We start from the raw sequence: 25,066 nt of genomic DNA, 5'->3' as shown, positions 1-25,066 counted from the left end.
CGGGCGGGACCGGGGCCCGTCCGCCCCTCGCGGGGAACGATCGGACGGGCCCTGGGATCGGTGCGCGGTTCAGCTGTCCGGGGTGTGCGCGGCCCGCTCGGTGACGCCCGCCGGGACCTTGGTGCGCGGGGCCGGGGCGGTGGCGGCGAGAGTGGCGGCCGGGTGTGCGGAGGGCGCGGCGGCGGCGGCCGGCAGGGTGAAGGTGAGCGGGGTGCCCGGGGAGGCGGTCCAGCCGGAGACCGCGCCCGCGTACGCGGTGCCGTAGGCGGTGCCGGCGAGGGTGGTTCCGGTGGGCAGGGTGGCGGGGACGGCGGTGCCGTTCGGGCCCTGCACGGTGACGGTGGTGCCGACGCGGTAGGCGGTGACCCGGCCGGCCTGTACGGCGCTCTTCCAGGCGGCGCGGCGCTGGAGTTCGGCGCCGATGGCCTTCATCCGCAGGTTGACCACCGGGGTGTTGTCGGCGAACAGGGCGTCGTAGGTGTCGAGTACGCCGTTGAGGACCGGGTAGGCGATGCGGTCCTCGGCGAGGTTGGACTGGTGGATGAAGTGCGGCTTGGGGTCGTTGGACAGCACGTGGCCGAGGGCGATCCGGGTCTCCAGCGGCACGATGTGGCCGGTGTAGCCGGTGGCGGTGTCCAGCGGGGCCGGCAGGCAGGTGGTGGTGGCCGGGTTGTCCTCGCAGATGCCGCTGCCGCCCTGGGCGCGGCTGGTGTAGAGCCAGTTGTACTCGTCGACCTGCTCGGCCGCGCGGCCGGCGTTGTAGAAGACGTTCATCGGATAGCGGGAGACGGTGGTGGCGGGGCCGACCCGGCGCTGCTCGGGGTCGCGGGAGTTGTCGGAGGCGATCCACTTGACGCCTTCGACGGTGAGCGGGAGCGCCAGGTTGGGGTTGTCCTGCGGCTGCTGCGGCAGCAGCTTCAGCCCGGAGTGCTCGCCGGTGACCAGTTCGTCGTTCTCCAGCGGGAGTCCGGCGCTCTGGCCCCAGACGCGGTTGGTGGCGATCTCGTAGTCGATCGTGGCGAGGCCGACCCACTTGGTGCTGCCGTCGAAGTTGGTGGCGCAGGTCCACGGCACGACGGTGACGTTCTGCTCGCAGCCGAGGAAGGCGTGCGTGTAGGTGTGGTTGACCCAGCGGAACTGGTTCCGGTCGGCGATCAGCTTGTCGGCGAGCTGGTCGACGCCGTCGTTGTCCTCGCGCTGGTCGACGCTGCCGGCGCCGTTGTAGACCAGGTCGAGGGTGAAGCGGTGGCTGTTCTGCCAGGTGGTGGCGTAGTCGACGTCCGCCGGGGTCATCCGGATCGGGTTCGGGGTGCCCGCGCCGTTCGCGCAGTCGACATCGCCGGGCGTGCAGTTCAGCTCGGTGTCCCAGCGGTCGTCGGCGGCGAACACGTCGTCCACGTGGACGGCGAAGTAGTTGCGGGCGGCGCCGAGGTGCACCCCGCCCGTCATCCACTCCACGATGCCCCGGGCCAGCAGCCGGAACTGCTGCTGGTACTGGTTGTAGACGAAGGTGACGACCAGTTCGCGCCGGCCGTCGTGCCGGTACTCCCCGACCAGGGAGCCCTGTCTGGAGGTGCCGGGGACGGGCGCCTGCACGTACGGCGTGAAGTCGGCGCCGGCGGCCGGCGTCGACAGGTAGGCGTAACTCTCGCCCACGGTCGGCGAGTTGTCCTCGAACGGGACCGCGCCGTCGAGGTAGCCGAAGGGGCCCGCCTGCCCGGCGGCGGTGACCTGGGCGCGGATGCCGTCGACACTGCCGGAGTAGCCGCCGAGGGTGGGGACCTGGAGGCCGACCTGGGGCCGGGCGTAGGTGTAGGCGTCGACCTGCGGGATGGCGTACGTCTGTTCGTAGGCGGCGAGCGCGCTCATCTCGGCGCTGCCGGCCGCGAACGGGTTGTCGTTGGGCAGGACGACGGCCTGGTACTTGGCGCGCGGGCGGCCGTCGACGGTGTCGGCGAGGAAGGCCGCGTCGATGGTGGGCCGGTCGGCGCGGCCGAGGTCGACTTTCGTGTACGGCGTTCCGGCGGCGTCGAGTTCGGCGGCGATGGCGTCGGTGGCCGGGCCGCCGTCGCTCACCACCAGGACTCTGAGGTCGATGCGTGGTGCGGTGGTGTCGGCCTGGGCCGGGCCGGCCGGCAGGCCGAGCGCGGCGATGAGCGCGCCCACCGTCAGGGCGGTGGTGCGTATGGTCCGCTTCATTGCGGTGAAGTCCCCTCCCCGGACAGGGGTGAGCACGGCTCCCATGGAGCGGACGCACCCCCTCGCGCGACGCCGGCGTCCCCCTCAGAAGCCGGTCGTCGGCGCATCCGTCGCGTCACATGGTGATGGCTCTGTGGAGCTTTTGTGCTCGAGATACGAAACATGACGGAAATTGGCGCGCGCCGGTCGCCCGACGAGGCAACCCGGCGGGCCGTTTTCCCGTCGCCGCCGCGCGAGTGGTACAGGACGCGGGGCGGGTCCGGCGGGCTGGTCCGGCCGTCGTACGGCGTACCGGCGGACCATGCGGTCCGCCGGGCGATGGGCCGTGGCGCGCCTCGCGACCGGCCCGCGGCCGTAGCCGTTTCAAGTCACCGGGCCACGGCCGCCGTCGCGTCCGTCAGGCGCAGAGCACCCGGGTCTCGGGGGTGTAGACGGGACCGCCGTTGGTGTTGCTGGTGTCGCTGAACTCGGCGTAGTAGTACGAGTAGAAGCCGATGTTGCCGTTGCAGCCGGAGTCGGCGGCGACCTGGAGCGTCAGCGTGACGGTCCGGCTCTGGCCGGGCGGGATGGTGGCGCCGTAGTTGCCGCCGAGGTTGCTCGGGCCGGTACCGGAGCAGGGGGTGCTGCCGGCCGCGGTGGCGAGGCTGCATCCGGTGAAGCTGTACTTCAGGTCCGGGCGCTGGGTGGTCAGCCAGGTCGGGTCGATGGTCTGGTACACGAACCAGACGTCGTAGGTCTTGTTGTTGGTGAGCGTCATCGACAGCTTCACCGTGCCGCCGGGGGTGGTGGTGGCGGTGTCCGTGGCGAAGGCCAGGGTGGTCGGCGCGGGGTCGGCGCTCGCGCTCGGGACGAGACCGAAGACGGCGAGGAGGAAGGCGAGGACGGCGGTGAGACCGAGGCGTCTCGGCAGAGGTGATCGCATGGCCCGGGAGGCTAGGCACGGGCCGTGTGCGGCGTCTGCACCCGTGCACGGAGCCGGAGCCGGTTCGGCCGAAAGTGATTGCCCTGTGAAGAAGTCGCGATGACGATGTGTTGACACACCGCTTCTCGTATCACCGCACTCCGGGCGTGGTGGACGGGAGGGAGCGGCGGGGCGTTCCGGTGCGGTGACGCGCGGGACACCGTTGGCGTGGACGCGCCGTTGCGCCGGCCACGGAACGGGGGCCGCCGCTTGTGAGGGGGCTCATTCCCGGCCACACGGCGGTTTCCGGCCCCGGCACGCCGGACCGGGCGGGGCATGTACGCGCGCCGCGGGGGTATCAGGGCTGCGAATTCGTTAGTCCGGCGGACCATCAGGAGGCAAAGCGCATGCTCATGGCACACCCCGCGGTACTGAAGGACCTCATCGCCCAGTACGAGACCCTGTCCCTGCTCGGTGCCGAGGAGAGCACCCCCGAGGCCCGGCAGCGGCTCGCCGACATCTCGTACACGCTGTGCGTGGCCACCGGCACCCGGGATGTCGACATGGCCCTGATCGCGGCCCGTCACCGCCTCTCCGGTGCCCGCCCGGAGGACGACTCCCTCCTCCAGACGGCCGGGGCCTGACCGCCCCTCCCCCGAACTCGTCGCCTCCCGCTTCTGGTCGCCGCGAGGCACCGGGCGGTATACAGACCCAGTCGAACGGGCGAGGACGAGCACAGGGGGAGGGCGCATGGCGCGCGAGAGGCGTCCGGCGAGACGGCTGCGGGCCGCCGCACTGGCGGCGGTGCTGGGCGGATGCGTCCTGGCCGGGGCCGCCACGGCACCACCGGCCGCCGCGCACCCCGGCGGACACGGCCGCCCCCCGGTCGCCTACGCGGCGCTCGGCGACTCCTACACCTCCGGCCCCGGCATCCCGGCGCAGGTGGACGCCGGCTGCGCCCGCTCGGACCACAACTATCCCTCCCTCGTGGCCGCCGAGCGGCACCCGAGGACGTTCACGGACGTCAGCTGCGGCGGGGCCACGACCGCCGAGATGTGGCGGGCGCAGGGCGGCAACCCGCCCCAGCTCGACGCGCTGGACCGGCACACCGGCCTGGTGACCGTGCAGATCGGCGGCAACGACGTCGGCTTCGGGCCGATCATCGAAACCTGCGCCCGCCTCGCCGCCCAGGACCTGGCGGGCAACCCCTGCGAGCGCGCGTACCGGGCCTCGGGCCGCGACGAACTCGCGCTCGCCGTGCTGCGTACCGCCCCGAAGGTCGACCGGGTGCTGCGTGCGGTGCACGCCCGCGCCCCGCACGCCCGGGTGCTCGTCGTCGGCTATCCCGCCCTGCTGCCCGACGACGGCAGCGGCTGCTTCCCCCAGGTCCCGTTCGCCCGGGGCGACTTCCCCTATCTGCGGGACACCGAGAAGCGGCTGAACCGGATGCTGCGGCTGGTCGCCGGGGCGAACCGGGCCGAGTTCGTGGACACCTACGGTCCCACGGCCGGCCACGACATGTGCCAGGCACCCGCGGACCGCTGGATCGAGCCGCTCCGGCCGGCCGCGCCCGCCGCCCCCGCACACCCCAACGCCCGGGGCGAGGCGGCCATGGCACGGGCCGTGCTGGACCGGCTGGAGCGGGGCCGCGGCTGAACCGGGGCGGCCCCGCCGGGAGCCGCCCCGTGCGCCGCGTCAGCCGCCGAGCGCGCTCAGCACCACGGCCTGGGCCTCCTCCTGCACCCGGGCGAGGTGGTCCTGGCCGAGGAAGGACTCGGCGTACACCTTGTAGACGTCCTCGGTGCCCGAGGGCCGCGCGGCGAACCAGGCGTTGTCGGTGGTGACCTTGATACCGCCGATCGCGGCGCCGTTGCCGGGCGCCTCGGTGAGCACGGCCGTGACCGGCTCCCCGGCCAGCGTGTCCGCGGTGACCTGGGCCGGCGACAGCTTGGCGAGCAGCGCCTTCTGTTCGCGGGTGGCGGGCGCGTCGATGCGGGCGTAGGCGGGGGCACCGAAGCGGCCGGTCAGATCGGCGTAGTGCTCCGAGGGCGTCTTGTCGGTGACGGCCGTGATCTCGGCGGCGAGCAGCGCGAGGATGATGCCGTCCTTGTCGGTGGTCCACACCGAGCCGTCGCGGCGCAGGAAGGAGGCGCCGGCCGACTCCTCGCCGCCGAACCCGAGGTCGCCGCCGACGAGTCCGTCCACGAACCACTTGAAGCCGACCGGCACCTCGACCAGCCGCCGGCCGAGGTCGGCGGCGACCCGGTCGATCATGCCGGAGGAGACCAGGGTCTTGCCGATGCCCGCGGCGTCCGGCCACTGCTCGCGGTGCCGGAAGAGGTAGGAGATGGCGACCGCGAGGTAGTGGTTGGGGTTCATCAGGCCCGCGTCCGGGGTGACGATGCCGTGCCGGTCGGCGTCGGCGTCGTTGCCGGTGGCGATGCGGAAGCGGTCGCGCTGCTCGATGAGGGAGGCCATCGCGTACGGCGAGGAGCAGTCCATGCGGATCTGGCCGTCCCAGTCCAGGGTCATGAACCGCCAGGTGGGGTCGGTGTGCGGGTTGACCACCGTCAGGTCGATGCCGTGCTGTTCGGCGATCCGGCCCCAGTAGGCGACGGAGGCGCCGCCGAGCGGGTCGGCGCCGATGCGCACCCCGGCCGCGCGGACGGCGTCCAGGTCCAGCACGCCGGGCAGATCGGCGACGTAGGTGCCGAGGAAGTCGTAGCGCCCGGTGGTGTCCGCGGCGAGCGCGCGGGCGTACGGCAGCCGGCGTACGTCCTTCAGGCCGCCCGCGATGATCTGGTTGGCGCGGTCCTGGATCCAGGAGGTGGCGTCGGAGGCGGCCGGGCCGCCGCTCGGCGGGTTGTACTTGAAGCCGCCGTCGGCGGGCGGGTTGTGCGACGGGGTGACCACCACGCCGTCGGCGAGGCCCGAGGTGCGGCCCCGGTTGTGGGTCAGGATCGCGTGCGAGACGGCGGGGGTGGGCGTGTAGCCGTCCGCGCCGTCGATGAGCACGCTCACCTCGTTGGCGGCGAAGACCTCCAGCGCGGTGGCCCGCGCCGGCTCGGACAGGGCATGGGTGTCGGCGCCCAGGAACAGCGGGCCGTCCGTGCCCTGGGCGGCGCGGTACTCGCAGATGGCCTGGCTGGTGGCGGCGATGTGGTCCTCGTTGAAGGCGCTCGCCAGGGACGAGCCCCGGTGCCCCGAGGTGCCGAACGCCACCCGCTGTGCCGGGTCGGCGGGATCGGGGTGCAGCGTGTAGTACGACGTGACCAGCCGGGCCACGTCGACGAGGTCCTCGGGACGGGCCGGCCGGCCGGCTCGTTCATGCGGCATGAGTAGCATTCCTCCACGTCGGTGGGATCGTTCGCTCACCGCACATCTTTCCCCGTGGGGGGCGCGCGGTGCGAGTGCGCCCCACCGGCGGGGGCGCATCGCCGGGGGACGGCTCAGCCGATGTGGTAGCTGTCGCCGTACACCTTCCAGTCGAGCGGGGTGTTCAGGTCGAGGTTGCCCTGGCGCAGGAAGACCCGCTGCGCGGTGTCGACCCTGCTGGTGTCGCTGTGCGCCTCCTCCTGCCGCATGGCCCAGACCCGGGCGTCCAGGAAGGCGTCGAGGTAGGCCCGCTCGTCGCCGCCCCGGGCCGGCGGCTCGGCGCCGCGCAGGGCGCGCTCGCGGATGGCGCGGAAGCCGGTCGGGTCGTCTCCGTCGCCGTGCATGACGAGGGCGTCGTAGTAGATGAACTGGCCGAGGGCGCGCAGCCCGTCCGCTCTGCCCCGGGCGACGGCGGGGTCGAAGTAGACGCGGTCGCGTTCGTCGTTCTGGGCCTGCTGGAACGCGGTGTCCCGGGCGGCCCTGCGCCAGTCCGCCGGGTAGTCGGGGTCGAGACCCGCGTGCGAGTCGGTGCCGTCGACCCTGCGCAGGGCGGGCAGGTACGCGGCGAGGACGTTGCCGGGCCGGCGGCGGGTGTACAGCTCGACGAGGTCGAGCATGTCGCCGGTGCCGGAGCAGAAGCCGATGATGCCGGCGGTGTAGCCGCGGCCGTCCCCGATGTCCTCGATGTACCGGTACTGCGCCTTCCAGTCGAGCGAGGAGTTCTCCGCGCTCGACACCAGTTTCATGGCGATCTCCTTCTTCGCGGGGTCGTCCAGGCCGGGCGTGGCGGCCGTGGCGGTGCCGCCGCGGCCGACGGCGGCCACGGCGCCGGAGGCGACGGCGCCCAGCGCGACCACGACGGCCCGGCGGGACAGGCGGTGTTGACGGACCACAGGGGCTCCAAGCGGGAGTGGGGGGCGGAGGAACGCTGATAGGAAAGTTTCCTATCAAATGGAGGGTGAGCCGGTAACCGGCCCCGCGGGAAGTTCGTAGGATCGAACAGCCCGCGGGCGCGGCTCAGCTCCGCCGTGCCCGCTCCTGCTCCCGCGCGAAGGCGTACAGCTCCTTGGAGGTGGCGATGAGTTCGCGCCGCTCCTCGCGCGAACCGACCATCGGCTGCGAGCCCTTGAGCGGCACCTGGGCACTCTCCGGCAGGAACCGGACGGTGACCAGGCCGATGACGCCGGCCAGCATCAGATAGTAGGCGGGCATCAGGTCGTCGCCGGTCAGCTCGACCAGCGCGGCGGTGACCAGCGGCGTGGTGCCGCCGAACGCGGCGACCGCGAAGTTGAAGCCGATACCCATGGCCGCGTACCGCACGGCGGTCGGGAACAGCGCCGGCAGGGTGGCCGCGCTCGGCGCGGCGAAGCAGGCCAGCAGCGTGGACAGGAGCAGCACCCCGGCGATCGGCGGCCAGGTGCCGCCCGCCTTGATCAGCAGGAAGGCCGGCACGGCGAGCACGATCAGCGCGGCGGCGCCGACGGCGTAGAGCGGCCGCCGGCCCACCCGGTCGCTGAGCCGGCCGAGGAAGGTGATCAGGATGACGATCCACACCATGCCGACGAGCACCAGCAGGTCGGCGGAGCCGCCGGCGCGGTGCAGGGTCTCGGTCTGGTAGGTCGGCAGATAGCCGGTGACCATGTAGTTGGTGACGTTGTAGAGCAGCACCAGGCCCACGCAGACGAGCAGCGCACGCCAGTGGTTGCGCACGATGTCCTTGAACTCGCTGCCCGCCGACTCCTGCGCCAGAGCCTTCTCGTGGTCGTCCAGCTGCTGCTGGAAGGCCGGGGACTCCTCCAGCTTCATCCGCATGTAGAGGCCGATGACACCGAGCGGCCCGGCGATCAGGAACGGCACGCGCCAGCCCCAGGACAGCATCTGGTCGTCCGTCAGGGCCAGGTTCAGCGCGGTGACCAGCGCCGAACCGAGGGCGTAGCCGGTGAAGGTGCCGAAGTCGAGCCAGCTGGAGAGGAAGCCGCGCCGGCGGTCCGGGGAGTACTCGGCGACGAAGGTGGTGGCCCCGCCGTACTCGCCGCCGGTGGAGAAGCCCTGGAGCATGCGGGCCAGCAGGAGCAGCACCGGCGCGGCGAGGCCGAGGGTGGCGTAGCCGGGGATGACACCGATGACGAAGGTGCCCGCCGCCATCATGATCATGGTGGTGGCGAGCACCTTCTGCCGGCCGATCCGGTCGCCGAGCGGCCCGAAGACCAGTCCGCCGAGGGGCCGTACGACGAAGGCGGCGGCGAAGGTCGCGAACGAGGAGATGACCTGGGCGGCCGGGGAGGCGCCGGGGAAGAAGACCTTGCCGATGGTGGCGGCGAGATAGCTGTAGACGCCGAAGTCGAACCATTCCATGCAGTTGCCGAGCGCGGAGGCGCCGACGGCGCGCCGCAGCAGCGGCGGCTCGACGACCTGGACGTCGTCGGCGCCGAAGGCCCGCCGGTTGCGGTGCAGCCTGCGGCTCAGCTCCTCGCGGACCTGGCGCGGCAGCCGGGCCACGGCCTTCGGGACCCGCGCTCCGCCCGCCATCTCCCGCTCCCTGCCGGACGCGGCCTCCCCGCCGGACCTCTCACCGCTCATCAGCGCTTCCTTCCGCTCGCCGTTTCGATCACCGCCTGCCCTTCCGGCCGGACCGGAAACGGAACAGTCGCGTCCGCCCGGTCGGCGGGAATGTGGCACACATCACAGACGTAAGGAAAAAGTAGGACATAATGGAATCTGTCGGACAGAGTTGCCAACCCGCCTCCCACGCGATTCCCGATCCTCAAGGAGCCGTCCCCCGTATGGCGCACGGAGCCCACCGCAGCCCCCTTCTCCCGCCCCACCCCGACCCGGCCCTCGCCCGCGACTGCGACCAGTGCCTCGGCTGGGGCACCGTCGTCACCCACGACGGGAAACACGAGCTGTGCCACGCCTGCCAGCCGGGCCCCGGCCGGGGAATGGGCGGCGCCGCCCGCTCCTAGCGCCCGCCTCGGCACACCCCTCGATCTCGGCCCTCCGGGACGATCACGTTCCGGATAAGCTTCTGGTAACAGTTTTACCAAGAAACTTTCAAAGCCGAGCAGGGGGGCTGCCATGAGCACCGCACGCACCAGCAGGACACCGTTGCCGGGCATCGGCGTCCGGTACGACCTGACGACCCGCGAACACCGCCACCTGTCGGTGGTCGCCCACCGGGACGGCTCACGCACCGTGAGCGCCTACCGGCACGACGACCCGGACGCCTGCGCGCTGTCGGTCCGGCTCACCGGACAGGAGGCGGAAGCCCTGGTCGACGCCCTGAAGCCGACCCACCACAGCCCCACCCTGCTGTCCACCACCGAGCTGGGTCTGGTGGCCGAACGCATCGAGCTGTCCGGAACCTCCCACTGGAACGGGCGGCTGCTCGGTGACACCCGGATGCGCACGGAGACCGGCGTGTCGATCGTGGCCGTCCTGCGCCGCGCCGAGGCGTTCCCCTCCCCCGGCCCCGGCTTCCGGCTGGCCGGCGGCGACACGCTGATCGTCATCGGCACCCGCGAAGGCGTGGACGGTGCCGCCGCGATACTCGGGCGGGAGTGATCGGGATGCATTCCTCCGCGGTCTTCCTGATCGAGTTCGGCGCGATCATCCTGTGCCTCGGGCTGCTCGGCAGGCTCGCCGCCCGCCTGCGGTTCTCGCCCATCCCGCTGTATCTGCTGGCCGGGCTGGCCTTCGGCGAGGGCGGCCTGCTGCCGCTCGGCACCAGCGAGGAGTTCGTGGCCGTCGGCGCCGAGATCGGTGTCGTCCTGCTGCTGCTGATGCTGGGCCTCGAATACACGGCCGGCGATCTGGTCTCCAACCTGAAGACGCAGTACCCGGCCGGGATCGTCGACGCCACCCTCAACGCCCTGCCCGGCGCCGCCATGGCCCTGCTGCTGGGCTGGGGCCCGATCGCCGCCGTCGCCCTGGCCGGCATCACCTGGATCTCCTCCTCCGGTGTCATCGCCAAGGTCCTCGGCGACCTGGGCCGGATCGGCAACCGGGAGACACCGGTCATCCTCAGCATCCTGGTGCTGGAGGACCTGTCCATGGCGGTCTACCTGCCCGTCGTCACCGCCCTGCTGGCCGGGACCGGCATCGCCGCGGGCAGCGTCACGCTGGCCATCGCGCTCGGCGTGGCGGGCCTGGTGCTGGTGGTGGCGGTGCGCTACGGCCGGCACATCTCGCGCTTCGTCTCCACCGACGACCCGGAGAAGCTGCTGCTGGTGGTGCTCGGCCTGACCCTGGTGGTGGCCGGGATCGCCCAGCAGCTCCAGGTGTCGGCGGCGGTCGGCGCGTTCCTGGTGGGCATCGCCCTGTCCGGAGAGGTCGCCGAGGGCGCGCACAACCTGCTGGCACCGCTGCGGGACCTGTTCGCGGCGGTGTTCTTCGTCTTCTTCGGCCTGCACACCGATCCGGCGAGCATCCCGCCGGTGCTGCTGCCCGCGCTCGCCCTGGCCGCCGTCACCACCGTCACGAAGATCGCCACCGGCTGGTGGGCGGCCCGCCGCGCGGGCATCTCGGGCCGGGGCCGCTGGCGGGCCGGCGGCACCCTGGTGGCCCGCGGCGAGTTCTCCATCGTCATAGCGGGCCTCGCCGTCACCTCCGGCATCGACTCCGACCTCGGCCCGCTGGCCACCGCCTATGTGCTGATCCTCGTCGTGCTCGGCCCGCTCACCGCCCGGTACACCGAGCCGCTCGCCCTCCGGCTGACCGGCCTGCGGGCCCGGCGCGCGGCACCGGACACCGGGGCCGGGACCGGCCCGGACGCCGTCGTCCCCGACCAGGACACCCCGGTCAGCCGCCCCTGATCACCGGCCGGCGGCACCGACGTACGGTGGAGGCATGTCGTCGCCCCTCCCGGGACCGCTGGCCCATCTGGAACCGCTGCTCGGCCACTACGGCTACTGGGCCGTGGGGGCGGTGGTCCTCGTGGAGGACTTCGGGGTGCCCGCGCCCGGCGAGACGATCCTCCTCGCGGCGGGGGTGTACGCGGGCGCGGGGCGGCTGAACGTGGCGGCCGTGGCGCTCATCGCGTTCGCCGCGGCCGTCGCCGGGGACAACCTCGGCTATCTGATCGGCCGGGCCGGCGGACGGGCCTTCGTGCACCGGTGGGGCCGTTACGTCCTGCTGACGCCGGAGCGGTTCGCGACCGCCGAGCGGTTCTTCACCCGGCACGGCGGAGGCATCGTGACCGTGGCCCGGTTCGTGGAGGGCCTGCGCCAGGCCAACGGCATCATCGCGGGCACGACCGGCATGCGCTGGCGCCGCTTCCTCGCGTTCAACGCCCTCGGCGCGGCCCTGTGGGTCGGCCTGTGGACGACGCTGGCCTGTGTCGCGGGCAGCCACATCACCGCGATCTACGACGAGATCAGGCGCTACCAGCTGTACGTCGTCCTCGCCTGCGCGGTCGTGATCGCGGGGTTCGTCGTACGCCGCCTCGTGCGGCGGCGCGCCCGCTGACCCGCCGGCGGGTTTGGACGGCGGCGCAGCGGCAATCCGGAGGGAGACCACAGACCGCGTACCACGTTGGGAAGTGACACGATGGCCGGCGACAAGAAGGCCAAGGCCAAGACCGAGCAGGTCAAGGGCAAGGTGAAGGAAGCCGCGGGGCGCGCCGTCGGCAACGAGCGCATGGAGGCCGAAGGCCGGGCGCAGGGCGCCAAGGGTGACGCCCAGCAGGCCAAGGAGAAGGCGAAGGACGTCTTCAAGCACTGAGCCGAGGTGCGCGCCGTCCGGCCGCACGACGGGCCCGGGGCCTCCGCTTCCGCGGGAGTTCCCGGGCCCGTTCGCGCGTTGCGGGGCCGGGGCCGTTCGTGACCATCCGGGGGATTCCTCGCGAACGTCCCCTTGACCGGCGGCCCAGCGGGTAGCCGGGGAGGGACGGCACCCCTGTGCACAGGAAGGGCCCCTGACCCCAGAGAAAAAGGGCAACTAGGTATGGACATCCCGCTCAGGACCCACGCGACGACGCGGGACCGCCCGGCGGTCCAGCGCTACAGCCGCACCTGGGACACCGGCGTCACCAGCATCGCCGAGGCCAGAGAGGCGGTCGCCGACCTGCTCGCGCGGGCGCGGCCGGCCCCCGGACGGCGTCCGGTCCAGGATGCCCAGCTGGTGGTCAGCGAACTCGTCACCAACGCGGCCAGGCACGCGCCCGGCCCGTGTGCGCTGGGCCTGGAACTGCTGCCCGGCGCGCGGGCACTGCGCGTCACCGTCACGGACACCTCGCGTGAGCCGCCGCGCAAGCGCCCGCCCGATCCGCGGCGGGTCGGCGGCCACGGTCTGCACCTGGTGGCGATGCTCGCCGGAGACCTGGACGTGAGCTGGCTGTCCCACGGCAAACGAGTCTCGGTGACGGTACCACTGACCACGGAACAGCCCGGCTGACCCGACACCCGGCCCGCGTGCCATTCGGCCCCGCCCGCCAGCCACAACCTCCTGCGGCCGTCGGTCGACGGCGAGCCGCGGCGCGAGCGGCCTCGACATCCGGCCGCCCGCCTTGGAGCTGGTGAGGAAACCCGGCGGCCATCGCGGCGCCACGTCCCACCCCGTGTGCCGGAAGGAGCGGTCAGTCCGCCGTCCCCGGCAACCTGGCCAGTACCTTCGGGCAGGACCCGCTCCTGGCCCGCGCGGCCGAGAGACCGGCCCGACCCTCGAGAAGAGCGCGGCGCAGCACGAAACCCGCCACGCTCCGGTCGCCGAGCAGCCCGGCCCGGACACCTCCTCGCACTACACGGACACCTCCGCCAGATGACGCACGGCCGCGTCGCCCGCCGGGACGCCGGGTCCGCGCTCGGCGCGGGCCATCTGCGCGACGGACTCCTTGCCCGGCGTCTGCACCAACTCCCGGACCGGGAACCACCGCCGAGTGCCCGCGGAAACGGGTCGACGGCCGGTGCGGACACGCCGTACACCCGGCCCACGCCCCGCTCCCGCAGCAGGACGGCGAGTCCGCCGGACACGGTCTCCACGGCGACCTCCCCGGGCCCCGGCGCCCGGCGGCCACTGGTCCGGGCCCCCGGGTCGCCGTGCGCGAAGCGGGGCGAACGGGCCCGGCGGACCGGGCGGCCGTCCCGGGCGCGCGGAGCGCGGGCGGCCGTGCCAGGCTCGGAGAAGGCGCGGCGCACGGCGGGCGGTGACGGCGAGGAAGCGCACCTCCTGCCACCCGGCGAGGAGGTCTGCCGTGTCCTCGTGCGCGACACACCCCGGCTCCGGACGGAAGGCACCGGAGGCATGGCGCCGGGTGCGCCGGCACCGGGTGCGGGACGCGCTCAGCCGCTGGCCGGACGAGGCGCCCCGGGAAACGGCCGGGGAAGCCGAGAGCGAGAAGGAGACGCCATGACCGAGGGTGCCGACCGGCGCGGGAACGCGCTGTACGGCCCGGAGCCGGACGTGTCCGGCGCGGCCGGCTACCCCGACGCCCCGCCGCGCGTGGGCTTCTTCACCGACACCTCGGTGTGCATCGGCTGCAAGGCGTGCGAGGTGGCGTGCAAGGAGTGGAACGCGATCCCGGAGGACGGCCTGGAACTGACCGGCATGTCCTACGACAACACGCGCGGCCTGGGTGCCGACACCTGGCGGCACGTGGCCTTCGTGGAGCAGCGCGGGCCGTTCGGCACGCCGGAGGCGGCACACGACGAGGTGGACGTGTTCGCCGCCGCGTCCCGCCTCGGCGCGGGCACGGCGGCCGCCGGAGGCATCGCGCCGGTGTCCCCCGACGGCCGCACCGAGCTGCGCTGGCTGATGGCCTCGGACGTGTGCAAGCACTGCACGCACGCGGCCTGCCTGGACGTGTGCCCCACGGGCGCGCTGTTCCGCACCGAGTTCGGCACCGTCGTCGTCCAGCAGGACGTCTGCAACGGCTGCGGCTACTGCGTGCCCGCCTGCCCCTACGGCGTCATCGCCCGGCGGGAGGGCGACGGCCGGGTGTGGAAGTGCACCCTGTGTTACGACCGGCTCGGTGCCGGCCTGGAACCGGCCTGTGCCAAGTCCTGCCCGACGGAGTCCATCCAGTTCGGCCCGCTGGAGGAGTTGCGGGAGCGGGCGCGGGCCCGGGTGGCGCGGCTGCACGCGGCCGGTGTGACCGGCGCCCGGCTGTACGGCGAGAGCCCCGAGGACGGCGTCGGCGGCGCCGGGGCGTTCTTCCTGCTGCTGGACGAGCCGGAGGTGTACGGGCTGCCGCCGGACCCGCGGGTCACCACCCGGGACCTGCCGTCGATGTGGCGGCACGCGGCGGCGGCCGCGGTGACCCTGGCGGCCCTGGCCGCGGGCAGCTTCTTCAGGAGGCCGCGATGAGCGAGTCGGATGTCACCCGGGACGGGGTCCGGGGTGCGCGGCCGGGCCGGGAGGCGGTGCCCGGTGTCCCGGCGGGCCGCGGCCGGCGGGGCGAGCGGCCGGTGGTGCCGGAGGCGGAGTTCGCGTCGTACTACGGCATGCCCGTGCTCGCCGAGCCCCCGTGGAAGCCGCTGGACATCGCCGGGTACCTGTACCTCGGCGGGCTGGCCGGCGCGTCCTCGCTGCTGGCGGCCGGGGCCCGGCTGACCGGCCGGCCGGGGCTCGCCGCACCGGCGCACACGGCCGCGGCGGCGGCGGTCTCGCTGTCGCTGGCGGCGCTGGTGCACGACCTCGGGCGGCCGGCCCGGTTCCTGAACATGCTGCGGGTGTGCAAGCCCACCTCCCCGATGAGCGTGGGCTCGTGGCTGCTGGCGGCGTACGCGCCGCTGGCGCTGACCGCGGCGGCCGCGGACGTCGCGGGCCGGTACCGGCTGCCGGGCCGGGCCGCCACGGCGGCCTCCGCCGTCCTCGGCCCGGCCGTGGCGACCTACACGGCGGTGCTGCTCTCGGACACGGCGGTGCCGTCCTGGCACGAGGGCTACCGGGAACTGCCGTTCGTCTTCGCGGGCTCGGCGGCCGGCACCGCGTCCGGTCTGGCGCTGGCCGCTGCGCCGGCCGCCGAGGCCGGTCCCGCGCGCCGGTTCGCCGTCCTCGGAGCCGTCCTGGAACTGGGCGCCCTGCACACGATGAAGCGGCGCATGGGCCTGGCCGCGAAGCCCTTCGGGCAGGGCCGGGCGGGGCTGCTGGTGCGGGCCTCGGAGCTGCTGACGGCGGGCGGCGCGGTCCTCGCCGCGTGCTCCGCGCGGGACCGGCACCTCGCGGCGGCGGCCGGAGCCGCGCTGCTGGCGGGCTCGGCGGCCCTGCGCTTCGGCGTGTTCCACGCCGGGGTGGCGTCCGCGGCGGACCCCGCCTACACGGTCCTGCCGCAGCGCGAGCGCCTGGAGGCGACTCGGCCCGGTTCCTGAGCGGGCCGGCCGGTGCTGGCGGAATTCCGTGACCCTCTGTCACTTTCGCCGCTGTCGGCGCGGACCGGGCGTTCCTAGGCTCACGGTGACCAGTCGCCCGTGAGAGGAACGCACAGATGACCGAGGCACACACCGACGGACGCGACATCACCCGGCGCACGGCGCTTCGGCGGGGGGCCGGGGTCGCGGCGGCCGGCGCGGCGGCCGCGTTCGCCGGTCCGCCCGCCGCCGCCCACGCCCGGCCGGGCCCGGCCGCCGCGCTGCCCGCGACGGTGGCCGGCGTCCGCATCCCCGACGGCGAACTGGCCCGGCGCAGCGTGGCCTTCGCGCGCCAGGTCAGCTCCCCGTCGCTCTTCCAGCACGTCCTGCGCAGCTATGTCTTCGGCGCGCTGGTGTTCGACCGGCAGGGGGTGCGCTACGACCGGGAACTGGCGTTCGTCGCCGCCGTGCTGCACGACTTGGGCCTGGTGGAGGCGTACCAGACGCCGGCCGAGCGGTTCGAGGTCGACGGCGCCGACGCCGCGCGCCGCTTCCTGGAGCGGCTGCGGGTGCCGGCGGAGCGGGTGGACGTGGTCTGGGACGCGATCGCCCTGCACACCAGCATGGGCATCGCGACGCGCAAGAGGCCGGAGATCGCCCTGGTCGCCGTGGGGTCCGGACTCGACTTCACGGGCAACGGGCTGGAGCGGATCCCGTCCGACGCCGTGGCGGACGTGCTGGAGGCGTTTCCCCGGCTGGAGTTCAAGAAGGCCGCGCTGGACACGGTGCTGTCGCTGTGCCGCACCAAGCCCATGGGGGAGCTGATGCATCCCTTCGCCGAGGTCGGCCGCCGTCACCTGCCCGGCTTCCCGGTGCCCACCGTGGAGGACCTGCTGATGGCCGCGCCCTTCGCGGAGTGAGCGGACGCGGGGTCCGGCGACGCCCGACGGGCCTCGCGTTCCTCCCGGTTCGCCCGGTTCACCCGGTTCGCCCGGGACCAGGTCGGCGCCGCCGCGGTGATCCCGGCCGGCGTCGTCCAGCCGGTGCCGGGCGCGGGCCGGGACCGGCAGCCGGAACAGCACGGCCGCCGCGAGCACCGGCGGCTGCGCGACCCGGGCGCCGCCGGCCGGCTCCGGGGCGATGAGGCCGCCGAGGACCGCCCGGGCGTGCGCCGGCACCAGCAGGGGGAGGGCGACGGCGATCCGCTGCCGGAGCGGGAGGCGACCGCCTCCGCCTGGGGCCGTTCCCCACGCTCGGCGGCCCCGGCGCTCTCCGGGGCGGGGGCCCGCCGGTGGCGCGGGAGCGTCCGGGCGAGCAGTCCGAGGACGGCGAGGAACACGGCGCCGGCGATGGCCGCCTCCACCGTGCACACCGTTCCGAAGACGTGACGCTGCCTCACGGCGCCACCGCCTCCGCCCCGCCGCCCCTGACCGTCACCCGATCACTCCCGTCACTCGCCCGGGACCGTGACCACCCGGACATTACGGGCACTGCGTCCGGTCCGTGCGCCGACACACCGCGCCGGCACCTCCCTCCGCGACCGGCACGGCCGGAGGTGCCGCCTGCGCGAGGCCGCGGGACAATCGAGGCACCCGAGCGGGAGGAGGAGCCGTGGGCGTACGCACCTGGATCGACTCCTGGCCGGTCTACCGGCAGCTCACGGGCACGGATCCGCTGGGCCGCGGGGCCGCAGCCAAGAGCGCGGCGAGCGCCCGGCTGACGCCCCGGGTGGCCACGGCCGACCGGGTGGTGAAGTCCGTCTGCCCGTACTGCGCGGTGGGCTGCGGCCAGGACGTGTACGTCCAGGACGGCCGGGTCACCCAGATCGAGGGCGACCCCGACTCCCCCGTGTCCCGGGGCCGGCTGTGCCCCAAGGGCGCGGCCAGCCTCCAGCTGACCACCGGGGGCGCCCGCGAGCACCACGTCCTCTACCGGCGTCCGTACGGCACCGGGTGGGAGCGACTGGGCCTGGACACGGCGATGGACATGATCGCCGACCGGGTGATCGCGGCGCGCCGGGCCGGCTGGCAGTGGGAGGCCGACGGGGCCCGCACCCGGCGCACCCTCGGCATCGCGAGCCTCGGCGGTGCCACGCTCGACAACGAGGAGAACTACCTGCTGAAGAAGCTGTTCACCGCGCTCGGAGCGATCCAGATCGAGAACCAGGCGCGCGTTTGACACTCCTCCACCGTTCCCGGTCTGGGAACCTCGTTCGGCCGCGGCGGCGCGACCACCTTCCAGCAGGACCTGCAGAACGCGGACTGCGTGGTGATCCAGGGCTCGAACATGGCCGAGTGCCATCCGGTCGGGTTCCAGTGGGTGATGGAGGCCAAGGCCCGCGGCGCGAAGGTGATCCACGTCGACCCGCGGTTCACCCGCACCAGCGCGCTCGCCGACCTGCACGTACCGCTGCGCGCGGGCACGGACATCGCCTTCCTCGGCGGGATCGTCCACCACGTCCTGGAGAACGAGAAGTACTTCCGCGACTACGTGGTGGCGTACACCAACGCGCCCGTGATCCTGCGGGAGGACTTCCGGGACACCGAGGACCTGGCCGGTGTCTTCTCCGGCCTGGACGACGACAGCCGCACGTATGACAACGCCAGTTGGCAGTACGAGGGCACCGAGACCCGGGCGGCCTCCGGCGAGCGCGACCGGGAGTACGACGAGCGCGCCCGGGACGACGCGTCCGTGACCGAGGCCGCGCGCGGCGAGTCCCACGGCTCCGGCGGCCCGGTGATCGACGAGAGCGAGCCGGAACGGGACGAGACGCTGTCCCACCCGCGCTGTGTCTTCCAGGTGCTCAGGCGGCACTACGCCCGCTACACCCCGGAGCTGGTCGAACAGATCTGCGGCGTGCCGCGGGAGCTGTTCCGGCAGGTGTGCGAGCTGGTCACGGAGAACTCCGGACGCGACCGGACGACGGCGTTCGCCTACGCGGTCGGCTGGACACAGCACACGGTGGGCGTGCAGAACATCCGGGCGGCCTCCGTCCTGCAACTGCTGCTGGGCAACATCGGCCGGCCGGGCGGCGGCATCCTGGCACTGCGCGGGCACGCCTCCATCCAAGGCTCCACGGACATCCCGACCCTGTTCAACCTGCTGCCGGGCTACATCCCGATGCCGCACGCGCACCAGCACCAGGACCTGGAGGGGTTCGTCGCCGCCGAGGCCGCGCACAAGGGCTACTGGGGCAACATGCGCGCCTATCTGGTGAGCCTGCTCAAGGCGTACTGGGGTGACGCGGCGAGCGAGGAGAACGACTTCTGCTTCGACTACCTGCCCCGGCTGACCGGCTCCCACTCGACGTACGAGACGACGATGGCGCAGCTGGACGGCGTCTGCAAAGGCTACTTCCTGCTCGGTGAGAACCCGGCGGTGGGCAACGCCGGCTCCAAGCTGATGCGGCTCGGCATGGCCTGCCTGGACTGGCTGGTGGTCCGGGACTTCTCGCTGATCGAGTCGGCGACCTGGTGGCGCGACGGGCCGGAGACCGAGACCGGCGAGCTGCGCACCGAGGACATCCGCACCGAGGTGTTCTTCCTGCCGGCCGCCGCGCACACCGAGAAGGACGGCAGCTTCACCAACACGCAGCGGCTGTTGCAGTGGCACCACCAGGCGGTCGAGCCGCCCGGCGAGGCGCGCAGCGACCTGTGGTTCGCCTACCACCTGGGCCGGATCATCCGGCAGAAGCTCGCCGGGTCCGCCGACCCGATGGACCGGCCGGTACGGGACCTGGCCTGGGACTACCCGACGAAGGGTCCGCACGCCGAACCGGACGCGGAGGCGGTCCTCGCCGAGATCAACGGGCGGGACGCCGGCGGCACTCCGCTCGCCTCGTACGAGGAGCTGAAGGACGACGGCTCGACGGCGTGCGGCTGCTGGATCTACTGCGGGGTCTACGCCGACGGCGTCAACCAGGCGGCCCGCCGCAGACCGGGCCGGGAGCAGGACTGGGTGGCGGCCGAGTGGGCGTGGGCCTGGCCGGCCAACCGGCGGATCCTGTACAACCGTGCCTCCGCCGACCCCGAGGGCCGGCCGTGGAGCGAACGCAAGGCGCTGGTGTGGTGGGACGCGGAGCGCGGCCGGTGGACGGGACACGACGTCCCCGACTTCGAGAAGGACAAGGCACCGAACCACGTGCCGCCCGAGGACGCGACCGGCCCGGACGCCCTGTCCGGCACGGACCCGTTCATCATGCAGGCCGACGGCAAGGCCTGGCTGTACGTCCCCTCCGGGCTCACGGACGGGCCGCTGCCGGCGCACTACGAACCGCAGGACTCTCCCGTGCCGAACCTCCTGCACGACCGGCAGCGCAACCCGGTACGGCAGTTGCTGCCGCCGCACCCGGACAACCGCTACCAGCCGAGCGGCGGCTCCCCCGGCTCCTCGGTGTTCCCGTACGTGGCCACCACCTACCGGCTCACCGAACACCACACGGCGGGCGGGATGTCCCGCTGGCAGCCGTATCTCGCCGAGCTGCAACCGGAGTTCTTCTGCGAGGTCTCCCCGGAGCTGGCCGCCGAGCGGGGCCTGGAGCACACCGGCTGGGCCACGGTCGTCAGCGCCCGGGGCGTGATCGAGGCACGGGTGCTGGTCACCGACCGGATGATCCCGCTGACCGTGCGCGGACGCCCGCTGCACCAGGTGGGCCTGCCCTACCACTGGGGCCCGAACGGCTACAGCACCGGGGACGCGGCGAACGAACTGCTCCATCTGTCCCTGGACCCCAACACGCACATCCAGGAGACGAAGGCGTTCGCCGTCGACATCCGCCCGGGACGGCGGCCGAGGGGCGAGGCGGCGCTGGCGCTGGTGCGGGCGTACCGGATCCGGGCGGGCATCGACGAGCACACCGGGACCGAGCCGTGAGCGGCCCTACCGGAGCACCAGGGAGTGCGCGCCGCGCGCCACCAGCTCCCCCACCACCGGCGCGCCGGGCACCTCTCCGGCGACGAGCAGCCCGCCGGAGGTCTGCGCGTCGGCGAGCAGCAGCCGGGTGTCGGCGTCGGTGTCGCCGAAGTCGGTGTGCGGCGCGACCCACTCCAGGTTGCGCCGGGTGCCGCCGCTGACGTACCCGTCCCGTACGGCCTGGCGGGCGCCCTCCAGATACGGCACGGCGGCGGTGTCGAGCACGGCGGTCACCCCGGAGGCACGGGCGAGTTTGTGCAGGTGGCCGAGGAGACCGAACCCGGTGACGTCCGTGGCGCACCGGGCGCCGGCGGCGAGCGCGGCCTCGGCGGCCTCGCGGTTGAGCGCGGCCATCGTGGCGACGGCGTGCCCGAAGTACTCGCCGGTGGCCTTGTGCCGGTTGTTCAGGACGCCGGTGCCGAGCGGTTTGGTCAGGGACAGCGGCAGCCCGGGCCGCCCGGCGTCGTTGCGCAGCAGCCGCCCGGGGTCGGCGACACCGGTGACGGCCATGCCGTACTTCGGCTCGGGGTCGTCGACGCTGTGTCCGCCGCCGACATGGCAGCCCGCCTCGGTGGCGGTGTCGAGCCCGCCGCGCAGCACCTCGCGGGCGAGGTCGAAGGGGAGCCGGTCGCGCGGCCAGGCGAGCAGGTTGACGGCGAGCACCGGCCGGCCGCCCATCGCGTACACGTCGGACAGGGCGTTGGCGGCGGCGATCCGGCCCCAGTCGTAAGGGTCGTCCACGACCGGGGTGAAGAAGTCGGCCGTGCACACGATCGCGGTGCCCCGGTGGCTGACCACGGCCGCGTCGTCGCCGGTGGCGAGGCCGACGAGCAGCGGGGTGTCGCCGCCGGCGAGCGCGGGCGCGGTCAGGCCGGCCACGATCGCCTCCAGTTCGCCGGGCGGGATCTTGCAGGCGCAGCCGCCGCCGCGGGCGAACCGGGTGAGCCGTACGGGCGCCTCGCGGGCCGGTGTCGCTGTCATGGTGGTGGTCTCCTGGGGCGGTAGCGTGGCGGGCGGTGGAGGCGTGTGGGTGCCTGGTGGCCCTCCCGGTCTTCAAAACCGAGGGGCCCGAGGATCTCGGGCCGGCAGGTTCGATTCCTGTCCGCCTCCGTTCCCCACGCCGGCACGGCAGCGCCGGCGCCGTTCGTCGACGCGCTCGGTGTGTCCCCGGGCGTCCAGGAACTCCAGCAGCGGTACGGCCACCCGGCGGGTGGTGTCCAGCGCGCGCCGGGCCTCGCTGAGCGTGAACGGCTGGGGCAGCGCGCGCAGCACGGCGACGGCGCGGGCGTCGGCGCCGGGCAGGAGCACGACGTGGTCGGCGATCCGCAACAGTGCCCCGCCGGCCGCCGCCGCGGCCAGCGCCCGCCGGTCCAGGCCGAGTTCGGCGAGCCGCCCGGCCTCGGGGGCGCGGAAGGGGGCCCGGGCGAGGTCGCGGCGCAGGGCGTCCACGGCCGTCCGCACGGGTGTGGGCAGGGTGGGTGCCGGGCCGTCGGCGGGGTACAGCCGGCCCTGGCGGGCGCGCAGCCGGGGCAGCCCGGCCGCGAGCGCGTCCACCAGGGCGCGGTCGGGCAGGCCGAGCAGCCGGCGGGCCGTCTCGGCGGGCAGGCCGGGGTCCAGCGGATGGTCGCGGGCGTGTTCCCCGGCCCGGGCAACGAGCCGGTCCCCCAGGTCCGCCCAGTGCGCCGGGTCGGCCAGCCAGTCCCCGGCGACCGGGTCGCCGGGCGCGGGCACTCCCATGGCGCGCAGCTCGGCGCGCCGGACCAGCTTGCGGCGGCTGAGTTCGGCGGCGGTGTCGGGCCGGCCGGTCATGGCGTCCAGTTCGGCCGCGCGGGCCCGGCCGGCACCGCGCCGGGTCAGCCGGGGCGGCCGTACGTCCAGGACGGTGACTCCGCGCGGGGTGCGGCCGCCGCCGGGTTCGCGCAGCACCGCCCGGTCGCCCACCCGCAGGGGCAGGCCGCGGCGCAGGACGAGCCGGGCGGTGTCCGGGCCGAGCGGGCGGACGGTCACCGGCACGGCGGCCGTGCCGATGTGCAGGGTGAGGCACCGGGGCAGGCCGGCCGCGTCGTCCCCGGTGATCCGTACGTCGGTCGTCTCGGTGCACAGCCAGCGGTCCGGGGTCAGCAGCACCTCTCCGCGGCGCAGCGCGCCGTCCCCCGGGCCGTGCACGTTGACGGCGACCCGGGCCACCGCGCCGACGGCGGTCCGTTCCTCGCGCAGGCTCTGCAGCGCGCGCACCCGCAGCGTGGCCGTGCCGTCGGCGGTGGCCAGCCGGTCGCCGACCCGCAGGGTGCCCGCGCCGAGGGTGCCGGTCACCACGGTGCCGTGGCCGCGGACGGTGAAGGCCCGGTCCAGCCAGAGCCGTACGTCGGCGTCGGGATCGGGCGCGGGCAGCCGGTCCGCCAGCCGGGCGAGTTCGGCGCGCAGGTCGTCCAGGCCGGCGCCGGTGACCGCGCTGACGGCGGCCGAGCCGACCGGGCCCAGCGAGGTGGCGGCCAGCCGCCGGAGGGCGTCGGCGCGCACCGGCCGGGGGTCGGCGAGGTCGCTGCGGGTCACCGCGAGGACGGCGTGCCGGACGCCGAGCGCGTCGAGGACGGCGAGGTGCTCCGCCGACTGCGGCTGCCAGCCCTGGTCGGCGGCGACCACGAACAGCACGGCGGGCACGGGGCGGCGCCGGCCAGCATGGTCGGCACGAACCGCTCGTGCCCCGGTACGTCCACGAAGGCGAGGTGGTCACCGCCGAGCCGGGTCCACACGAAACCCAGGTCCAGGGTGAGGCCCCGGCGCCGCTCCTCCTCGTGCCGGTCGGGCTCCATCCCGGTGAGCGCGCGGACCAGCGCGGACTTGCCGTGGTCGACGTGGCCGGCGGTGGCGAGCACCCGCATCAGGGCCACCCGTCCGCCGCGGGCCGGGCCGCCGCGTCGGGTCCTTCCGCGGCCGGGTGCTGCGCGGTGGCCTCGTGGACGGCGGCGCGGGCCGACCGTACGGCCCACGCCAGCCGGTCGTCGTCCTCGGGCGGGACCGACCGCAGGTCCAGCAGGCAGCGTCCCGCCTCCAGCCGGCCGACGACCGGGAGGCGGCCGGTGCGCAGCGCGGCGGCGTACGGCTCGGGCAGGGACAGGGCCGCGCTGGGCAGGGTGACTCCGGGTGCTCCTCCGCCGCCGACCGTGGCCGCGCTCGCGACGGCGCGTACGTCGATCCCGTCGGCGCGCAGCGCGGCGGCGAGCCGGTCGGCGCGGGCCCCGAGCCGCTCCGGGGCGGCGGCGAGGGCGCGGGCGGTCGGGGTGGGCGGGCCGGTGAGGGTGGCCTCCAGCGCGGCGAGGGTCAGCTTGTCGACGCGCAGGGCGCGGGCGAGCGGGTGCCGGGCCAGCGCGCGGACCAGGTCCTGCCGGCCGAGCAGGAGTCCGCACTGCGGGCCGCCGAGCAGTTTGTCGCCGCTCGCGATGACGAGCGCGGCCCCGGCGCGCAGCCGGCTGTCGGCGTCGGGTTCGCCGGGCAGGGCCGGATGCGGGGCGAGCAGGCCGGAGCCGATGTCGACGACGACGGGCACCCCGAGGCCGGTCAGCTCCGAGACCTCGGCCGACCGGGTGAAGCCGGTGACGCGGAAGTTGGACGGATGGACCTTCAGTACGAACCCGGTGTCCGGTCCGGTCGCCGCCGCGTAGTCGGCGGGAGTGGTGCGGTTGGTGGTACCGACCTCGCGGAGCCGGGCGCCGGTCGAGGCCAGCAGGTCGGGCAGGCGGAAGCCGTCGCCGATCTCCACCATCTCGCCCCGGCTGACGACGATCTCCTTGCCGGCCGCGAGGGCGGTGGCGGCCAGGACGAGCGCGGCGGCGCCGTTGTTGACGACGTGCGCGGCGCCGGCGGCCGGCACCCGTTCGCGCAGCGCGGCGAGCGCGGAGCGGCCCCGGCGCGCCCGTGCGCCGGTCGCCAGGTCGAGTTCGACGTCGGTGGGTCCGGCGGCCTCCAGGGCCGCCTGCCGGGCCGCGTCCGACAGCGGGGCCCGGCCGAGGTTGGTGTGCAGCAGCACCCCGGTGGCGTTGATCACCGGGCGCAGGCCGCTCGCGGTGCCGGGCAGCAGGTCCAGGGCCGTGCGCGGAACCTGCTCCGGCGCGATGCCGCCCGCGCGGGCCCGCTCCTGCGCCCGCCGTACGGCGTCCTTCACCCGGTGCGCGCCGAGCCGGTCGGCGGCGGCGGCCAGCCGGGGGTCGCGCAGCAGGGTGTCGGTGCGCGGGATGCGGCGGCGGGCGTCGGCCGCGTCCGGCCGCGGCGGGATGTCCCCGGCCGTCCGTCCTGGTACCGGCCGCTGCTCCATGGCGCCCCGTCCTCCCGGTCCGGCCCCGTGCCCGTGCGGTCGCGGCCCATCGTCTCCCGCCGCCCGCGCCACGCCGCCCGACACGCC

At 74.5% G+C, this 25,066-nt stretch carries 20 protein-coding genes, 1 tRNA gene and 1 pseudogene; 14 read left to right on the top strand and 8 right to left on the bottom strand.

Translation table 11 applies throughout. The features are described from left to right. Positions 1–69: 69 nt before the first annotated feature. The gene (locus tag SCK26_RS34425) at positions 70–2,199 is read right to left on the bottom strand and encodes a hypothetical protein (RefSeq protein ID WP_318205280.1); all 2,130 of its coding nucleotides are present in this window, start codon (positions 2,197–2,199) and stop codon (positions 70–72) included. Between the two features lie 397 nt (positions 2,200–2,596). Next, positions 2,597–3,121 carry a hypothetical protein gene (locus SCK26_RS34420; RefSeq protein WP_318205279.1) on the bottom strand — a complete coding sequence of 175 codons (525 nt, stop codon included), beginning with the start codon at positions 3,119–3,121 and terminating at the stop codon, positions 2,597–2,599. Positions 3,122–3,507: 386 nt separating this feature from the next. Here SCK26_RS34420 and SCK26_RS34415 point away from each other — a divergent pair, with 386 nt between their 5' ends. Together SCK26_RS34415 and SCK26_RS34410 are read left to right on the top strand one after the other, a co-directional pair. Continuing rightward, positions 3,508–3,744, top strand: coding sequence for a DUF5133 domain-containing protein (locus SCK26_RS34415; protein WP_318205278.1), 237 nt, complete (start codon positions 3,508–3,510; stop codon positions 3,742–3,744). Between the two features lie 106 nt (positions 3,745–3,850). Beyond that, entirely contained in the window at positions 3,851–4,756 is a 906-nt protein-coding gene (locus tag SCK26_RS34410) for an SGNH/GDSL hydrolase family protein (RefSeq protein ID WP_318205277.1), read from the top strand. Positions 4,757–4,795: 39 nt separating this feature from the next. Here the strand turns inward: SCK26_RS34410 and pgm are convergent, their stop codons facing one another. The 3 genes from pgm to SCK26_RS34395 form a co-directional block, all read right to left on the bottom strand. Continuing rightward, positions 4,796–6,436: a phosphoglucomutase (alpha-D-glucose-1,6-bisphosphate-dependent) gene (gene pgm, locus SCK26_RS34405; protein ID WP_318205276.1), complete on the bottom strand. Its 1,641-nt coding sequence runs from the start codon at positions 6,434–6,436 to the stop codon at positions 4,796–4,798. Between the two features lie 113 nt (positions 6,437–6,549). Continuing rightward, the gene (locus tag SCK26_RS34400) at positions 6,550–7,299 is read right to left on the bottom strand and encodes a chitosanase (protein WP_318206153.1); all 750 of its coding nucleotides are present in this window, start codon (positions 7,297–7,299) and stop codon (positions 6,550–6,552) included. A 193-nt stretch (positions 7,300–7,492) separates the two neighbouring features. After that, complete coding sequence (locus tag SCK26_RS34395) at positions 7,493–9,004, bottom strand: MFS transporter (RefSeq protein WP_318206152.1); 1,512 nt, start codon at positions 9,002–9,004, stop codon at positions 7,493–7,495. 254 nt (positions 9,005–9,258) lie between these two features. Here SCK26_RS34395 and SCK26_RS34390 point away from each other — a divergent pair, with 254 nt between their 5' ends. The 11 genes from SCK26_RS34390 to fdh all read left to right on the top strand — a co-directional run bounded on the left by SCK26_RS34390 (position 9,259) and on the right by fdh (position 20,628). After that, on the top strand, positions 9,259–9,438 hold the full coding sequence (locus tag SCK26_RS34390) for a hypothetical protein (protein ID WP_318205275.1): 180 nt from the start codon (positions 9,259–9,261) through the stop codon (positions 9,436–9,438). Between the two features lie 112 nt (positions 9,439–9,550). Next, the gene (locus SCK26_RS34385; RefSeq protein ID WP_318205274.1) at positions 9,551–10,036 is read left to right on the top strand and encodes a cation:proton antiporter regulatory subunit; all 486 of its coding nucleotides are present in this window, start codon (positions 9,551–9,553) and stop codon (positions 10,034–10,036) included. Positions 10,037–10,041: 5 nt separating this feature from the next. Further along, the gene (locus tag SCK26_RS34380; protein ID WP_318205273.1) at positions 10,042–11,286 is read left to right on the top strand and encodes a cation:proton antiporter; all 1,245 of its coding nucleotides are present in this window, start codon (positions 10,042–10,044) and stop codon (positions 11,284–11,286) included. A gap of 34 nt (positions 11,287–11,320) precedes the next feature. Further along, on the top strand, positions 11,321–11,938 hold the full coding sequence (locus SCK26_RS34375) for a DedA family protein (protein WP_318205272.1): 618 nt from the start codon (positions 11,321–11,323) through the stop codon (positions 11,936–11,938). Between the two features lie 81 nt (positions 11,939–12,019). Continuing rightward, a complete protein-coding gene (locus SCK26_RS34370) occupies positions 12,020–12,193 on the top strand; it encodes a CsbD family protein (protein ID WP_318205271.1) in 174 nt (57 codons plus the stop codon). Between the two features lie 222 nt (positions 12,194–12,415). Further along, on the top strand, positions 12,416–12,865 hold the full coding sequence (locus tag SCK26_RS34365; RefSeq protein ID WP_318205270.1) for an ATP-binding protein: 450 nt from the start codon (positions 12,416–12,418) through the stop codon (positions 12,863–12,865). A 951-nt stretch (positions 12,866–13,816) separates the two neighbouring features. Continuing rightward, on the top strand, positions 13,817–14,773 hold the full coding sequence (locus SCK26_RS34360) for a 4Fe-4S dicluster domain-containing protein (protein ID WP_318205269.1): 957 nt from the start codon (positions 13,817–13,819) through the stop codon (positions 14,771–14,773). Beyond that, positions 14,770–15,777, top strand: coding sequence for an NrfD/PsrC family molybdoenzyme membrane anchor subunit (gene nrfD / locus SCK26_RS34355; RefSeq protein ID WP_318205268.1), 1,008 nt, complete (start codon positions 14,770–14,772; stop codon positions 15,775–15,777). Before SCK26_RS34360 ends, nrfD begins: the two co-directional genes overlap by 4 nt. A 116-nt stretch (positions 15,778–15,893) precedes the next feature. Beyond that, positions 15,894–16,676, top strand: coding sequence for an HD domain-containing protein (locus SCK26_RS34350; protein WP_318205267.1), 783 nt, complete (start codon positions 15,894–15,896; stop codon positions 16,674–16,676). A gap of 96 nt (positions 16,677–16,772) precedes the next feature. Further along, a complete protein-coding gene (locus SCK26_RS34345) occupies positions 16,773–17,144 on the top strand; it encodes a hypothetical protein (protein ID WP_318205266.1) in 372 nt (123 codons plus the stop codon). Positions 17,145–17,367: 223 nt separating this feature from the next. Beyond that, positions 17,368–20,628: a formate dehydrogenase gene (gene fdh, locus SCK26_RS34340; protein ID WP_318205265.1), complete on the top strand. Its 3,261-nt coding sequence runs from the start codon at positions 17,368–17,370 to the stop codon at positions 20,626–20,628. Positions 20,629–20,634: 6 nt separating this feature from the next. Here the strand turns inward: fdh and selD are convergent, their stop codons facing one another. Continuing rightward, the gene (selD, locus tag SCK26_RS34335; protein ID WP_318205264.1) at positions 20,635–21,648 is read right to left on the bottom strand and encodes a selenide, water dikinase SelD; all 1,014 of its coding nucleotides are present in this window, start codon (positions 21,646–21,648) and stop codon (positions 20,635–20,637) included. A 37-nt stretch (positions 21,649–21,685) separates the two neighbouring features. Here selD and SCK26_RS34330 point away from each other — a divergent pair. Next, positions 21,686–21,778 (top strand) — tRNA-Sec (locus SCK26_RS34330). A gap of 11 nt (positions 21,779–21,789) precedes the next feature. On the opposite strand, the pseudogene SCK26_RS38075 reads toward SCK26_RS34330, so the two are convergent. Together SCK26_RS38075 and selA are read right to left on the bottom strand one after the other, a co-directional pair. Then, positions 21,790–23,549, bottom strand: a pseudogene (locus SCK26_RS38075) (SelB C-terminal domain-containing protein); the annotation flags it as partial. After that, a complete protein-coding gene (gene selA / locus SCK26_RS34315) occupies positions 23,549–24,979 on the bottom strand; it encodes an L-seryl-tRNA(Sec) selenium transferase (RefSeq protein WP_318205262.1) in 1,431 nt (476 codons plus the stop codon). The gene selA and the pseudogene SCK26_RS38075, both read right to left, overlap by 1 nt. Between the last annotated feature and the right edge of the window lie 87 nt (positions 24,980–25,066).

The sequence above is a fragment of the Streptomyces sp. SCL15-4 genome, assembly GCF_033366695.1.
Lineage (GTDB): Bacteria > Actinomycetota > Actinomycetes > Streptomycetales > Streptomycetaceae > Streptomyces.
Note: the sequence above shows the minus strand (reverse complement) of the source record. Positions and strands in the feature narration are given on the sequence as shown.